16 protein-coding genes and 1 pseudogene are annotated in these 14,047 nt (G+C 70.2%); 8 read left to right on the top strand and 9 right to left on the bottom strand.

The genetic code is table 11. The features are described from left to right. Window positions 1-79: 79 nt before the first annotated feature. Both DEJ20_RS06265 and DEJ20_RS06275 read right to left on the bottom strand, forming a co-directional pair. A protein-coding gene (locus tag DEJ20_RS06265) for an IS3 family transposase (protein WP_502866596.1) occupies window positions 80-1,338 on the bottom strand; the annotation gives its coding sequence in 2 pieces (ribosomal slippage) (window positions 80-966 and window positions 966-1,338; 1,260 coding nt in all). Window positions 1,339-1,583: 245 nt separating this feature from the next. Beyond that, entirely contained in the window at window positions 1,584-2,024 is a 441-nt protein-coding gene (locus DEJ20_RS06275; RefSeq protein ID WP_349815000.1) for a winged helix-turn-helix transcriptional regulator, read from the bottom strand. Between the two features lie 124 nt (window positions 2,025-2,148). Here DEJ20_RS06275 and DEJ20_RS06280 point away from each other — a divergent pair, with 124 nt between their 5' ends. Then, on the top strand, window positions 2,149-2,802 hold the full coding sequence (locus tag DEJ20_RS06280) for an FMN-dependent NADH-azoreductase (RefSeq protein ID WP_111235227.1): 654 nt from the start codon (window positions 2,149-2,151) through the stop codon (window positions 2,800-2,802). A gap of 9 nt (window positions 2,803-2,811) precedes the next feature. On the opposite strand, the gene DEJ20_RS06285 is transcribed toward DEJ20_RS06280, so the two are convergent. Continuing rightward, on the bottom strand, window positions 2,812-3,522 hold the full coding sequence (locus DEJ20_RS06285) for an SDR family oxidoreductase (RefSeq protein WP_111235226.1): 711 nt from the start codon (window positions 3,520-3,522) through the stop codon (window positions 2,812-2,814). A gap of 56 nt (window positions 3,523-3,578) precedes the next feature. On the opposite strand from DEJ20_RS06285, the gene DEJ20_RS06290 reads away from it, so the two are divergent. After that, window positions 3,579-3,974, top strand: coding sequence for a MerR family transcriptional regulator (locus DEJ20_RS06290; protein WP_111235225.1), 396 nt, complete (start codon window positions 3,579-3,581; stop codon window positions 3,972-3,974). Between the two features lie 10 nt (window positions 3,975-3,984). Here DEJ20_RS06290 and DEJ20_RS06295 read toward each other — a convergent pair whose 3' ends face one another. Together DEJ20_RS06295 and DEJ20_RS06300 are read right to left on the bottom strand one after the other, a co-directional pair. Further along, complete coding sequence (locus DEJ20_RS06295) at window positions 3,985-4,359, bottom strand: VOC family protein (RefSeq protein ID WP_111235224.1); 375 nt, start codon at window positions 4,357-4,359, stop codon at window positions 3,985-3,987. Between the two features lie 112 nt (window positions 4,360-4,471). Beyond that, complete coding sequence (locus tag DEJ20_RS06300; RefSeq protein ID WP_111235223.1) at window positions 4,472-5,167, bottom strand: helix-turn-helix transcriptional regulator; 696 nt, start codon at window positions 5,165-5,167, stop codon at window positions 4,472-4,474. A 100-nt stretch (window positions 5,168-5,267) separates the two neighbouring features. On the opposite strand from DEJ20_RS06300, the gene DEJ20_RS06305 reads away from it, so the two are divergent. Together DEJ20_RS06305 and DEJ20_RS06310 are read left to right on the top strand one after the other, a co-directional pair. Beyond that, entirely contained in the window at window positions 5,268-5,831 is a 564-nt protein-coding gene (locus tag DEJ20_RS06305; RefSeq protein ID WP_111235222.1) for an SMI1/KNR4 family protein, read from the top strand. A 240-nt stretch (window positions 5,832-6,071) separates the two neighbouring features. After that, window positions 6,072-7,111, top strand: a pseudogene (locus tag DEJ20_RS06310) (magnesium and cobalt transport protein CorA). 91 nt (window positions 7,112-7,202) lie between these two features. On the opposite strand, the gene DEJ20_RS06315 reads toward DEJ20_RS06310, so the two are convergent. Together DEJ20_RS06315 and DEJ20_RS06320 are read right to left on the bottom strand one after the other, a co-directional pair. Beyond that, entirely contained in the window at window positions 7,203-7,982 is a 780-nt protein-coding gene (locus DEJ20_RS06315) for a hypothetical protein (RefSeq protein WP_111235221.1), read from the bottom strand. 25 nt (window positions 7,983-8,007) lie between these two features. Beyond that, entirely contained in the window at window positions 8,008-8,547 is a 540-nt protein-coding gene (locus tag DEJ20_RS06320; protein WP_111235354.1) for an RNA polymerase sigma factor, read from the bottom strand. A gap of 201 nt (window positions 8,548-8,748) precedes the next feature. Here DEJ20_RS06320 and DEJ20_RS06325 point away from each other — a divergent pair, with 201 nt between their 5' ends. Next, on the top strand, window positions 8,749-9,561 hold the full coding sequence (locus DEJ20_RS06325) for an HAD-IIB family hydrolase (RefSeq protein ID WP_146245417.1): 813 nt from the start codon (window positions 8,749-8,751) through the stop codon (window positions 9,559-9,561). Continuing rightward, the gene (locus tag DEJ20_RS06330) at window positions 9,558-10,772 is read left to right on the top strand and encodes a glycosyltransferase family protein (protein ID WP_027464806.1); all 1,215 of its coding nucleotides are present in this window, start codon (window positions 9,558-9,560) and stop codon (window positions 10,770-10,772) included. Before DEJ20_RS06325 ends, DEJ20_RS06330 begins: the two co-directional genes overlap by 4 nt. Before the next feature lie 99 nt (window positions 10,773-10,871). Here DEJ20_RS06330 and DEJ20_RS06335 read toward each other — a convergent pair whose 3' ends face one another. Both DEJ20_RS06335 and DEJ20_RS06340 read right to left on the bottom strand, forming a co-directional pair. Then, complete coding sequence (locus DEJ20_RS06335) at window positions 10,872-11,903, bottom strand: LLM class flavin-dependent oxidoreductase (protein WP_111235219.1); 1,032 nt, start codon at window positions 11,901-11,903, stop codon at window positions 10,872-10,874. 73 nt (window positions 11,904-11,976) lie between these two features. Continuing rightward, window positions 11,977-12,369 (bottom strand): VOC family protein, encoded by a 393-nt coding sequence (locus tag DEJ20_RS06340; protein WP_111233756.1) that lies wholly within the window; start codon window positions 12,367-12,369, stop codon window positions 11,977-11,979. Between the two features lie 70 nt (window positions 12,370-12,439). Between DEJ20_RS06340 and DEJ20_RS06345 the strand changes: the two genes are divergently transcribed. Both DEJ20_RS06345 and DEJ20_RS06350 read left to right on the top strand, forming a co-directional pair. Beyond that, a complete protein-coding gene (locus DEJ20_RS06345) occupies window positions 12,440-13,306 on the top strand; it encodes an SMP-30/gluconolactonase/LRE family protein (RefSeq protein WP_181431532.1) in 867 nt (288 codons plus the stop codon). After that, window positions 13,303-13,902, top strand: a complete 600-nt coding sequence (locus DEJ20_RS06350; RefSeq protein WP_146245416.1) for a hypothetical protein — start codon at window positions 13,303-13,305, stop codon at window positions 13,900-13,902. Before DEJ20_RS06345 ends, DEJ20_RS06350 begins: the two co-directional genes overlap by 4 nt. The last annotated feature ends 145 nt before the right edge of the window (window positions 13,903-14,047 follow it).

Consider the following 14,047-nt stretch of genomic DNA (forward strand, 5'->3'; position numbering starts at 1 on the left):
CTGGACTCGAGACGCTGACGGACTGGAGGCGCGGTGCCAGCTGTGAACTGGTCCCGGTTTGTTGGACCGTGAACTCAGATTAGGCCGCGAGGGCGTGGGCTCGGTATTGAACCGGGCTCATGCCCTCGAGTCGTTCCTGGGAGCGGTCGGTGTTCCACCAGGTGATGTAGTCCTGGATCGCGGTGTCGAGCGTGGTGATGCTGTCGAAACGGGTCGGGTGGAACATCTCGGCTTTCAGATGGCCGAAGAAGTTCTCGATGATCGCGTTGTCGTGGCAGTTGCCCTTCCGCGACATCGACTGGGACGCGCCGGCAGCTGCCAGCAGTGACCGCCAGGACCGGTGCTGGTAGTGGATGCCCTGGTCCGAGTGCACCAGCGGTGCCGCCCCGAGTGCGCTGTGGAGTGCGTCGCGGAGCGAGCCGTGGGTGAGTTCCAGGGTTGGGGACGTTCCGGTTCGATAAGCGATGATCTGCCGGTCGAAGAGGTCCATCACCGGTGACAAGTAGAGCTTGTGTTCACCGACCCGGAACTCCGTCACGTCCGTGACCCATTTCTGGTTCGGCGCGGTCGAGGTGAAGTCCCGGTTCAGCAGGTTCGGTGCGACCTTGCCGACCTCGCCGCCGTAGGACGAGTATCGGCGTCGACGACGCACCAGGCAGACCAGGTCCTGGCGTCGCATCAACGCCAGGACCGTTTTCTTCGCCACTGGCCCGGTGCGGCGGAGCTCGGCGTGGATCCGCCGGTGCCCATAGCGGCCGTTGGTGCGGACGAAGATCGCGCGGATCGCGTCCGCGGTGTCAGCGTGCCGGTCAGGTTCGCGCGAGCGGGCTTGCTGGTAGAAGAACGTGGAGCGGGCAAGACCCGCGATTCGCAGCAGCGTCTGTAGTGCGTGTTCGGCCTTGCCAGCGGCAACGGCTGCGGTCTTCACCGACGCCGTTGCTGCGCCTGCAAGGCCCGCAATTTTCCCAAGTACGCGTTCTCTGCCCGCAAGTACTCGTTCTCCCGCCGGAGTCGTTCCAGCTCGCTGAGATCGGTGTCCGGCTTCGCTTTCGGGCGCCCCGTTGGGCGCGGCCGGAGGGCGTCCTCGCCGTCCTTGCGAACCTGGTTCACCCATTTGCGCAGCAGCAGCGCTGAGGAGAGCCCTCCCTCGGAGGCGAGCGCATCGGCTGGTTCCCCGGCAAGGAAGCGGCGCACGAGGTCACGTTTGACCTCGAACGAGTACGAGCGTCTGGGGGAATCCACGAGCACCTCCGGACCATGCAGCAACCACCGTTGATGCAAGCGTCGCACCGGTTTCCGTGTCACTCCTAGCCGACGAGCCGTCGCCCAATCACTCAACCCCCGACCGAACCACTCCACCGCAGCCACCCGCTGCGCACTCGTCAACGACGACGCGGTACCACCCACACGAACCATCCCCGGATCTCGAACCAACTAATCAGTCCAAGAACCGGGGACCAGTCCACTGGCAACGTGCCTCCAGGCTCGGCCGCCACTCCGCTGGCGGCGGTCGAGGTGGCCGGACTCACGACCAGGCCGTCTCGGTAGTCGGTTGGCTGTCGCGCGCGCGCGCGTCGCCGTCGTCATCGATCTCGGGCGTCACCGTCACCGTCACCGTCGAAGACCTGGCGGTTGCCGGCGATCACCTGCTGGTGTTCCCGTATCCAGTCGGCGAGGGCGAGCGCCACGTACTGCAGCGACCGTCCGAGGTCGGTGAGCTCGTACTCGACGCGGGGCGGCACCTCGGCGTGGACCGTCCGCGAGACGAGCCCGTCGCGCTCGAGTGCGCGCAGCGTCACGGTCAGCATCCGGCGTGAGATGCCGGGGATGACCTCGGAGAGCTCGGTGAACCGCCGCCGCTCGTCGCCGAGCACCCCGATCACCAACAGCGTCCACTTGTCGCCCATCCGGGACAGCAGTGACCGGAAGAGTTCCGGGTCCTCGCTCGTGCACAGCTCGGCCATCGTGGGCATCGACTGGTGGAGCCGGGCCTGCAACGTCTCGAGCGCGGTCTGGTCGGTCATGAGGTCTCCCGTGGTTACTGCCGGGTAACAGGGGATCGTTTGCGGTAACGGGAACCCGGCGGGCAGGGTTACTCATCGTAACCGAAGCCCGGGTCGTCGACTCGGGAACGATCGAAGGAGTGTCATGACATTGTTCCGCCTGGACGCCAGCATCCGCACCGAGGGCTCCACCAGCCGAGCACTCGGCGACATCGTCGAAAGCGAGTGGAGTGCCGTGCACGCGGGCTCCGAGGTGACCCGCCGTCACGTCGGCACCGACCCCGTGCCCGCCGACAGCTGGGCCGACGCCGTCGCCGCATCCGCGACGCCCGAGTCCGAGCGCACGGCGGCCCAGGTCGCCGCGGTCGCCCTGGCCGCCGAGCTGACCGATGAGCTCGCCGGTGCCGACGCCCTGCTGTTCGCCGTGCCGCTCTACAACTTCGGCGTCTCGCAGCACTTCAAGTCCTACGTCGACCTCGTGCTGACCGACCCGCGCATGGCACCCGGCGCCGTGCCCGCGACCGTGGGCAAGCCGGCCGTCCTCGTGACGGTGCAGGGCGGCAACTACTCCGCCGGCACACCCCGGGAGGGCTGGGACCACGCCACGGCTTGGATGCGCCGCATCCTGGAGGACGTCTGGCAGCTCGACCTCGACGTGGTGACGCGCGAGTTCACGCTCGTCGGGGTGAACCCCGCCCTCGATCAGTTCACGGAGCTGGCCGACGAACTGCGGGTCCGCGCCGAAGAGCAGGCGGCCCGGCACGGCCGCACGTTGGCGGCCGTGCCGAAGGCTGCGTGAAGCCGGCTCCTACGACGCGAGCATCTGCGCCACCACCGCGTACAGCTCCTTGGGGTCCCCGGCGAGCATCTGCTTGATCAACGCGGTCTGCTCGTCCACCACGACCTCGTAGTCGTCGCGCTCGACCCCGTCCAGGGTCGCGCGCGCCACGTCCGCCGGGTCGGTCTTGGGCATCGAGATCCCCGCGGTCATGTCGGTGTCGGCCACTCCGAGGTGCACGGACATCACCGCGGTCCCTTGGCCGGCCAGCTCGTGCCGCAACGCGTTGCCCATGTTCCACAGGGCGGCCTTCGACACTGCGTAGGCGGAGGCTCCGGGCATGGCGAGCCACGAGGCACCCGAGGCGATGTTCACGATGCTCCCACCGCCGTTCGCCGCCAGGGCGGGTGCGAACGCGCGGATCACGGACAGGGTGCCCCAGACGTTCGTGTCCATGTCGGCGTGCGCTGCGTCCAGATCGCCCAACAGGGTCGCCGTGGTCGCGATCCCGGCGTTGTTGATCAGGAGATCGACGTCGGTCGCGACCGCGGCGGCCGCTGCGACGGACGCGGGGGAGGTGATGTCGAGGGCGAGACGCTCGACGCCCTCGAGGTCGATCAGTTCAGGGCGTCGGGCGGTGGCGTAGACCTTCGCCCCGCGGGCGATCAGCTGTGCGGCGAGGTGGCGTCCGATACCGCGGTTCGTGCCGGTGACGAGGGCAGTGGCTCGAGAGAGGTTCATGCCCGCTACGGTAGAACCTGACGTCAACGTGAGAATCAAGCCCGAGGGACGGAACGATGCGGATCGGTGAACTCGCAGAACGCGCCGGCGTCAGCGTCCGGTCACTGCGGTACTACGAGGAGCAGGGGCTCCTCGAGTCGGAGCGGACCACGGGCGGCCACCGGGAGTACCGCGAGCCCGATGTCGCGCGGGTGCGCTTCATGCAGATGCTCTACGCGGCGGGGATGCCGAGTCGTCGGATCATCGAACTCCTGCCCTTCCTCGACACCGGGGTCGCGACGCGGACGATGCTCGACCACTTCGACGAGGAGAGCGATCGCATCCGACGCCAGATCGAGGCCCTCGGCGCCACCCACGACCGCCTCGCGCGGCTCCGCGACATCGCGGCGGAGTCCATCGCGGGGCGGCCGCCGGAGGAGTGCCGCTCGTCGGCGAACGCCGCCGCCGCGTGAGCACCCGCGACTAGCTGGCGACGGGCCTGCTGAACAGGTTGACGACGTTGCCGTCCGGGTCGCGGACCAGTGCGGAGCGGTTGCCCCACGGCATCGTGGTCGGCTCCAGGACGACGTCGTCGCTGCCGAGCTGCAGTCCAGCGAAGTCGCCGTCGACGTCGGCGACCTCGAACTCGATGAGCACGGAACGGTTCGTGGCCGGCGTCAGCGCGCCGCTGAGCATGGCGACCGTGGCGGTGCTGGCGATCGCGAGGGTCCCACCCGGGCTGGTGAACTGCGCGAAGACCGGTGCAGGGCGCTCGGCCGGCTGGCCGGTGACCCGCTCGTAGAAGGCGACCATCCCTTCGAGGTCGTCGGTGATGATGCGGACGGATGCGAACGACATGGGGTTCCTCACGGTGGTGCTGCTGACTCGGAGCGACCAGCTTCACCGGCCGCCGCGACACCGTCCTGTCGGTGTTTCCGGAAACCGACCGCGTTTCCGGAAACCGACCGCGCTAGTCGTCGAGGACCGGCCGGAGCCGTCCGTACTGGATCGCGAGGTCCTCGGATCGCAGGACGCGCTGGGCCGGCCGCTCGTCGGTGACCTCGACTGACAACATCCGGTCGCCGCGGAACGCCCGCACCCCGTCGCGGGTCCTGCACCAGGCGATCAGGTACCACTGACCGTCCTTCCCGATCGACCCCAGCGGTTCGACGTCGCGGACGGACTCCGCTCCGCCGGCATCCCGGTACCGGAGCCGCACCACTCGATCCGCACGCAGGGCAGCCGCGAACTCGGCCGGGGCGACCGTGTCCTCCTCGTCCTCCAGGAAGTGCACCCGCGAGGCCAGCGCACTGGCTCGTGCGGCATCCCCGGCGGGCATCACCGCGAGCGTCTTCCTGGCCGCGGTGTGCGCGGCGTGCCGGAACGGACTCCGCCCCAGCGACCCGAGCCCGATCAGCACCGCGAGGGCCTCATCCGGCGTGAAGCCCGCCGGGCCGAGCGTCGCGGACGCGTCGATCACGTACCCACCCGTCCGGCCGCGCTCCGCCCAGATGGGCACACCCGACTGCTGCAACGCGGAGATGTCCCGTTCGATGGTCCGGACCGACACCTCGAACCGCTCCGCGAGACGACGCGCGCTCCGCGGTTGCGGGGAGACGGCGCGCAACTCCTCCACGAGGCCGTAGAGCCGGTCGGTGCGGTTCACCTCGCCATCTTCGCTGTCGTGCCGAGGGTTCCGTCAGATCCACGCCGTCTCGTCTGCCACGTGCTCGTGGAGCTCGCGTCCGTCGGCCTAGGCTGCGGGGGTGTCCGCAGCCCTGACCGTCGAACTCCTCCGGACGTTCGGTGTTGCTCTCGAACCCGGGTTGTCCGAACGGGAACTGGCCCGGGCCGAGCGTCGGTACGGCGTCCGGTTCGGCGCGGACCACCGTGCTCTGCTCTCCCTCGCAGTGCCGAGCGGGGACGGCTGGTTCGACTGGCGCGCTCGGAACGACGAACGGCTGCGACGGGCGATCCGGTGGCCGGTCGAGGGTGTCCTGTTCGACGTCCGTCAGGACGCCTTCTGGCCCGGGTCGTGGGGCGAGCGACCCGGCGATGAGTCGCAGCGTCTCGAGGTGGCCGAGCGGCACCTGCTGCAGTGGCCGCAGCTGGTGCCGTTGTACTCGCACCGCTACCTGCCTGCCGCGCCGCTCGGTAGCCGGGCGCCCGTCTTCTCGGTGCACCAGACGGACGTGGTCATCTACGGCGATGATCTCGTCGACTACGTCAAGCGGGAGTTCCGGCCGGATCGTACCGAGTGGGAGACCAGCGTCGGGATGCACGACCTGGAGCCGTGGACGCTGCTCGCCTTCGGCGAGGACGTGCCCTGAACGCAACGAGCGGGTCGGACTGCCGGCGGTCCTGAACGCAACGAGCTGACGGACTGGAGGCACGGTGCCAGCTGGCACCGTGCCTCCAGTCCGTCCCGGGGTCGCGCCCAGGGCGTGTCAGGACTCCGACAGGAATCCGGCGCGAAGCTTGAGGGCTCCGTCAGGGAAGCGCGCCCGCCGTCGGCGGTCCGGCATTCTCGGCAGGTTGCCCGCATGCACCACGGAACCAGGAGGACACCGGTGGCCCTCATCGACAACGGCATCTACGTCAACGGAATCCGAACGGAGTCGCCGCAGGACCTCAGCCTGACCGACGAGGCGCTCGACGCTGCCGGAAGCGGTGCGATGGCCTGGATCGGGCTGTTCCGACCGACGGCCACCGAGCTGGCCTCGGTCGCGGACGAGTTCGGGCTGCACCCGCTCGCCGTCGAGGACGCGCACAAGGGACACCAGCGGGCGAAGCTCGAGCGCTACGGCGACACCCTGTTCGTGGTGCTGCGACCCGCCTGGTACGACGAGGACGAGGAGACCGTCGAGTTCGGTGAGGTGCACCTGTTCACCGGGCGCGACTTCGTCGTGACCGTCCGGCATGCGGAGCAGCCGAACCTCGCCGACGTGCGGAAGCGACTCGAAGCCGATCCGGAAGCCCTGGGGCGCGGGTCCGAGGCGTGCTCTGCGCCGTCCTCGACGAGGTCATCGACAGCTACGCCCCGGTCGTCGCCGGGCTGCAGGACGACATCGACGACATCGAGGACGACCTGTTCGACGGGGACGTCGACCCGGCGTCCTCGCGGCGGATCTACCAGCTGCTCAGCGAGGTCATCGGGTTCCAGCGCGCCATCGGCCCGCTGCCCGGGATGCTCAACGCGTTGCTGCGCGGTGCCGAGAAGTACGGCACGGACACCGAGGTGCAGAACCAGCTGCGGAACGTGCTCGACCACGCGATCCGTGTCACCGAGCGGGTCGACACGTTCCGGACGCTGCTCGAGAACGCCCTCACGCTGCACTCGACCCTGGTGACGCAGGAGCAGAACGACGCGATGCGCCGGATGACCAGCGCGAGCCTGGCACAGGGGGAGGAGAGCCGGCGGCTGGCGCGGGCGTCGATGGAGCAGGGCGAAGAGGTGAAGAAGATCTCGTCGTGGGCGGCCATCCTGTTCGCCCCGACGTTGGTGGCGTCGATCTACGGCATGAACTTCGAGCACATGCCCGAGCTGCGGTGGGTGTGGGGGTACCCGGCGGCGATCGTCGCGATGGTGCTGCTGGCGGTCGTGCTGTGAGCGGTGTTCAAACGGAAGCACTGGCTCTGAACGTGCGTGATGACGGACTGGAGGCGCGGTGCCAGCTGGCGCCGTGCCTCCAGTCCGCCGGTCAGTCCGTCCAGGTCTGCTGGACGAGCGCTCTCAGGAGGCCGTCGGTCGGGACGTTCGACTGCGTGATCGAGATCCAGGTGTCGCCGCGCACGAAGAACGTGTGCGTCGTCTCCACCTGATCCGAGTAGTACATCGACGTCTCGGTGTGCTGGCAGGAACGTCCCCCGAGCGTGTCAGTGCAGGTCCAGTCCTCGTCGGCGTCGGCGCGGAGGCGAAGCTGCAGGACGTCACGGTCTGCCGTGCCCATCTCGAGGAACAGCCCCTCGTCGCCCTCCGAGGTGCCGCCGGGCGACCAGGAACAGACCAGCTCCGCGTCCTCCTTGAACGGGGTCTCGGGGTCGACGTAGTAATCGGTCCTGCCGCCCGGTACCTGGGGGCGGAACTGGGTGATCTCCAGCGAACCGAACAAGCGCGGAGCATCAGCGGCCGGCACGGAGTCGGTGCACGCTCCGGGGATCGTCGCCGTTGTGTCGGCCGGCGCGGGGGTCGGCGTGATGCGGGCCGCGGACGGTGACGGTGACCCGGTCGGTGCCGGTGTCGGCGGCACAGAGGACGGCGCGGGTGCCGGTGCTGCGGCGAAGGGCGTCGGAACGAGTCCGAGCGCCACCGAACCGCTCGCAGTGCCGATGCCGAGCACGCCGATCAACGCCACGATGAGGCCGACGCGACGGCGTGCGGAGGCCGGGCGTGGCTTGTCGTGCATGCCCCGGACGACCTGTTGCCGCATGCCGGCGAGCATCCGCTGCATCTCGTCGCCACCGGGCGGCTCGTTGCTCATCGGGGACCCGTGGTCGGTTCGTCGTTCATCGTTCATCGTTCGTCACCGCCTTCTTGATCCGTGCACGGGACCGCCACACGCACTGGGTGACGGCGCCGACGCTCATGCCGAGCAGGTCGGCGGCCTCGGCGTAGGAGCGGCCCTCGATGAGGCAGAGCTCGCACACCTGGCGATCGAGTGGTGCGAGCGCGTCGATCTCGGCGCGGACCCACCGCAGTCGCTCGCGGGCGTCGTCGTCCGGTTCGGGCGCTGCGAGTTCGTCGGGCAGGTCGAGACCCTCGTGCCGCCGCTGCTGTCGCCGCAGGTTCGCGGCGTGGTTCCGGCACACGACGAGCAGCCACGGCAGGAGTGACTCCCAGGGGACCTCCACGCTGTCGGCCTTCTGCCACAGGGTCAGGAACGCGTCCTGCACGATCTCCTCGACGTCCATGCGCCGCGTGACCAGTGCCCACGTGTACCGGGTCATGGTCTCGGCGTGACGGTCGAACAACGCGGTGACCGCGTTGCGGTCGCCGCGCGCTGCTGCCGCCACGAGCGCGCTGTCCGGCTCGGCTGATCGGTTCATGTCCACCCCCTTCACTTGCGCAGTGTGCACGAAGGGGACATCCTCACAGATCGGTGGTCACCGGGCGTGTCGTGCGAATGCACCGTCCACTGGTCGCGTCGCGCGACCGACGCCGGCTTGTTCACCCAACCGACGCATGCGCGTGGCAGGGTGGTCCGGGGCATCGTCGCCCGCAGCCCAGCCAGCCGCCAGCGGAGCACGATGCCAACACCCGACATGATGATCGTCACGGACCTCGACGGGACGTTCCTCGACCACCACGACTACTCGTTCGACGCGGCCCTGCCGATGCTGGAACAGCTGCGGGCGGACGACGTCCCCGTGGTGTTCTGCAGCAGCAAGACGCGTGCCGAGATCACGACGCTGCAGGCACGCACCGGGCTCGACGGGCACGCGTTCGTGGCGGAGAACGGTGCGGTCGTGGTCGGACCGGCGGGCGACGTACTGGTCGGACCGGTCGACGGCGAGCTCGAGCGGCTGCACGGAGAACTCGACCACGTCCGCCGGGCACTGCATCTGCGGTTCGAGACCTTCGGCGGCGTGACCGACGCGGTCGTCGCCGCGTGGACCGGCCTCGACCTCGAAGCGGCCGGACGAGCGCAGCAGCGCGAGGCGTCCGAGGTGCTGCTCTGGCACGCCGAGGACGACGACCGGGCGGACGCGTTCCGCGCGGCGCTCGCCGCGGTCGGCCTCGACCTGGTGCGCGGCGGCCGGTTCTGGCACGTGCTGCCGGCCGGCCGCGACAAGGGCGCGGCGGTCCGGACGCTAATCGCCGACCACGAGCGTCGGACGGGGACGGTCCCGCGCACGATCGGACTCGGCGACGGCCCGAACGACACGGCGTTGCTCGACGCGGTCGACTTCGCCGTCGTGGTCCGCGGGCACGGCCCGGCACCCGGACCACTCGCCGACGACCGCCCCGAGCGCGTCCACCGCACGACCGCCCCCGGCCCGCAGGGCTGGACCGAGGGGCTCACCCGGTTCACCACCCCGTCCGTCAGGAGCCACCGATGAGCGACTTCCACCAGAACGGCGTCATCACGACGTTCCACGACCTCGGTCGCCGCAGCACCGCGAGCCTCGAAGAGGACCTGCGGGGCTTCGCCGAGAAGCGCCCGATGAGCCTGATCCTGCCGGCGCTGTACTCCGAGCTCGAGCGTCCGGCCCTGTCGCGGATCGTCGACGAGCTGGCCGAGGCCGACTGGCTCAGCGAGATCGTGATCGGGCTCGACCGGGCCGACCGGTCGCAGTTCGAGCACGCCCGCGAGTTCTTCTCGCGGCTGCCGCAGCGGCACCGGATCCTGTGGAACGACGGGCCCCGACTGCGCGAGCTCGACGCCGAACTGGAGCGCGCGGGACTGGCACCGGGGGAGCCCGGCAAGGGCCGGAACGTCTGGTACTGCACCGGGTACGCCCTGGCGTCGGAGCGGGCGGACTGCATCGCCCTGCACGACTGCGACATCACCACCTACGAGCGGGGCATGCTCGCGCGGCTGTTCTACCCGGTCGCGAACCCCGCGTTCGACTACGAGTTCTCGAAGGGCTACTACGCCCGCGTCGCCGACGGTCGGATCAACGGCCGCGCCGCGCGGCTGCTCGTCGGGCCGCTGCTCCGCTCGCTCCGCCAGGTCTACGGGGAGTCCGAGTACCTGGAGTACCTGAGCAGCTTCCGCTACCCGCTGTCCGGCGAGTTCGCGATGCGCGCTCACGTGCTGAACGGCCTGAAGATCCCCGGCGACTGGGGACTCGAGATCGGCATGCTCTCCGAGGTCTACCGCGACTACGCGACGCGGCAGGTGTGCCAGGTGGAGATCGCCGACGCGTACGACCACAAGCACCAGCCCCTCGCCGAGGCCGACGGCACCGGAGGCCTCGCCCGGATGGGCAACGACATCGTGCAGTCGCTGCTCCGGAAGCTCGCGACGATGGGCGTCCCGCTCACGTCCGACTCGTTCCGCGTGCTCAAGGCGACGTACTACCGGAACGCACTCGACATCGTCGAGGTCTACCGGCACGAAGCCGAGATGAGCGGGCTCGCGTTCGACCAGCACGCCGAGGAAGCCGCCGTGGAGCTCTTCACCAAGGCGATCCTCGACGCCGGCGGCGCCTTCACGGCGCGGCCGAACGACAAGCCGTTCATCCCGAGCTGGAGCCGGGTGCGCTCAGCGGTGCCGGACGTGCTCGACCGGCTGCGTGACGCGGTGGAGGCAGACCAGCAGGACTGATCCGGCGCCCAGAGCGCGCCCTGGGCGCGAGTCAACGGCGGACGGGAGGCACGGTGCCAGCTGGCCCCGTGCCTCCCGTCCGTCGGTCTGGCGCCGTTCTCAGGCCGCGCGCTTCGGCGCCCAGCCGAGTTCCGGACCCAGCCGTTCGGCGATGTCCGTGATGATCTGCGCGTAGTCGTCGGGCTCGAACGAGAAGGGGAGCGCGAAGGCGACCTCGGTGACCGCCTGGTAGCCGACGTCGGCACGGAGCCGGTCGGCGATCTCGGCGGACGTGCCCACCAGGTCGGCGGCGAAGAGCATCCCGGCGGGGCCCTGCGGCACGCCGACGCGACCCGAGCGGCTGTCGACGTAGGCACGGTAGCGGGCCGCTTGCTCGGTGGTCGCGGTGTCGGTCGGGATGACGACCAGGCCCTGCGAGACGCGGGCGGCAGCGGGGTCGGGGTGGACGTCGAGGTAGGCCTCGATCTGGGCGCGCTGATTCGTGGCGAAGTCCGTGCCGACCTCGCTGCGGGTGACGCTCGAGGTGAGCAGGTGGAAGCCGTTCTCGCCCGCCCACACGGCCGACTTCGTGCTGCCGGTGCCGTACCAGATCCGGTCGGACAGGCCGGCGCTGTGCGGCTGGACGGTGCTCGCGAACTCCTCGATGCCGCGGCGTTCGACGCTCTCGGTCGCCGTCAGGGGGTCACCGCGCACCAGGTCACGGAAGCGCAGGAGCCGGTCGTTGCCGAGGTCCTCGTGCTCCAGGGTGTCGGGGTAGATCGCGTCGCGGTACAGGTCGAAGTTCATCGGGGTGCCGACCGAGAACCCGGGGTTCAGGCGGCCGCCGAGCAGGACGTCGACCGTGCTGAGGTCCTCCGCCAGGCGGAACGGGTTCTCCGCGCCGATCGGGGTGACCGCGGTGCCGAGGTCGATGCGCGCGGTGCGCTGCGAGGCCGCCGCCATCACCGCGACGGGGGAGGAGATGCCGTGCTGCAGGTGCCGGTGGCGCAGCCAGGCGCTGTCGAGGCCCAGGGTCTCGGCGCGCTCGATCACGCGCAGGGTGTCCTCGTGGCCCTCGGACGGTCGGGCGGGGTCGAACGACCCGATCGTCAGGAAGCCGAGCCGGTGCAGGGGAGTTCCGTCGAGGGGCATGGGTCGATCGTGCCAGATGCGTGGTGCCGGGTCCGTCGTGCCCGGTGCGTCGCGCAGACCTCGGTCCTGTGGGTCAGGGTCGGGTCTCCTTGATCAGCGCTTCGACGTTGTTGCCGTCCGGGTCGGACACGAACGCGGTGTACGCGTGGTACTCCGGCCAGTAGCGCGGCTCGTGCCGGGACACCCCGCCGGCGGCCACGGCCTCTCGGTGGAAGGCGTCGACCTCGCTCCGCGATCCGGCCTCGAACGCCAGGTGGAGTCCGCGCGTCGTCGCCTCGGGGGTCCGGGCGGTCTCGAGCGAGACGCTCGGGGTGTCGTCCCCGTGCTGCCAGAACTCGGCGACGGAGTCGGTGCGGTAGCCCGCTCCGATGCCGAGGGGCGCGAGGGCGGCGGTGTAGAACGCGTCGCTCGCGGCGAAGTCGCTGGCGAAGACGCCCAGGTGGTGGATGAGGTGACGACCCGGCATGGGACGACCCTAGGCCGCCGTGAGGGCATCCGTCCGGGCAGCTTCCCGGTGCTGCTGGCAGGCTGGAGCCGTGCACATCACCCTGGACTCCGCGACCGACATCGTCATCTCCGGCATCCGGTTCCCGGAGGGCAACCGCTGGCACGACGGACGGCTCTGGTACTCGGACATGCACACCGGCGAGGTGTTCTCGGTCGACCCGTCCTCGACCGACGGCCCCCGGCTCGAGGCCACCGTCGACGGGCAGTCGTCGGGGCTCGGGTGGCTCGCCGACAGGCGGCTCATCATCAGCTCGATGGAGTCCCGCACGGTCGTCGCCGTCGACCCGGACGGCAGCACCTCGGTGTTCGCCGACCTGTCCACCATCGAGTCCTCGCTCGTGAACGACCTGGTCGTCGACGCCCCGACCGGCAGGACCTACATCGGCGCCTTCGGCTACGACCTGTACGCGGGCGAGGAACTGCGCCCCGGCCCGCTCTACGTGATCGACCCCGACGGCTCCGTCCGCCTGGCCGCCGAGGGCCTGGTGTTCCCGAACAGCGCCAACATCCTGCCCGGTACCCGCACCCTGGTGGTGAGCGAGACGTGGGGCGGCCGCCTCACCGCCTTCGACATCGAGGACGACGGTTCGCTGACCGGGCGTCGCGAGTGGGCAGCGCTGCCCGGCGGCGTGACCCCGGACGGCAGCACCGTCGACCGTGACGGCGCGATCTGGGTCTGCTCGGTCGACACGGGGGAGTTCCTGCGGGTCGTCGAGGGCGGCGAGGTGACCGACCGCATCGACGCACCCGGGGACTGCGCGATCGACTGTGCGCTCGGTGGCGAGGACGGGCGCACCCTCTACCTGGCGACCGCCGACAGCTACGACCCGGCCGTGACGGCGACGACGCGCGCCGGTCGGATCAGTTCGGTGCGGGTCGAGGTCCCCGGGTGGTGAACCCGAGCGACCTCGCCGAGGCGACGCGTCGTGCCGAGTACCTGGTCGAGCACGGGCCGACGGTGGTCATCATGTCGCAGCAGGCGGGGCTCGCCGCAATGTCGGTTCTCTGGGTGGCCGCCACTGCCCCCGCCGCCTTCCGGCTCACAACGCTGGTCTGGTTCCTCCTCGCCGTCGCCGGAACGGTCGTGGCGGTGACCGCATGGGTCCGTGCTCGACGCCACCGCAGGCTGCTGCCCTACCTCGTCGAGACGCCGGAACAGCCGCTCGGCGCGCTCACCCCGGCGGACCGCAAGTCCGTGACCCGACAGGTCAGCGGACGGGCACCGGTGGCGCACGAGGCCGTGCCGCTCGTGCGGGCGATGCTCGCGTGGCAGCGGCGGTCCACCCGAACCTCGGTGCCGACCCTGATCGGCACCGGGCTCAGCCTGATGGGACTCGGCGGCGCCTCGGCCGCGACGTTCGGTTGGGGTTGGGCGTTCCTGGTGTTCGTCGCCGTCGTCGTGGTGTTCGTCACGGTCGCGACGGTGATCGGCGTGCGTCGAAGCCGCCGAGTCCTGGCCGAGATCGATCGGGCAGGGGTGCCCGTCTCCTGAGCGAAGGGAGGCCGTCGCGCGGTGCGAGGTTGCACACGTGGTGCGAGGTGGCAGGGGCGCACCAGGCGTACAACCTCGCACCAGGCGACAGGGCCTCCGACCTCCACCGCGCGCTCCCGCGTCACCCGCACCCCTCCGGGTACGG

This window comes from Curtobacterium sp. MCSS17_005 (assembly GCF_003234225.2).
Lineage (GTDB): Bacteria > Actinomycetota > Actinomycetes > Actinomycetales > Microbacteriaceae > Curtobacterium > Curtobacterium flaccumfaciens.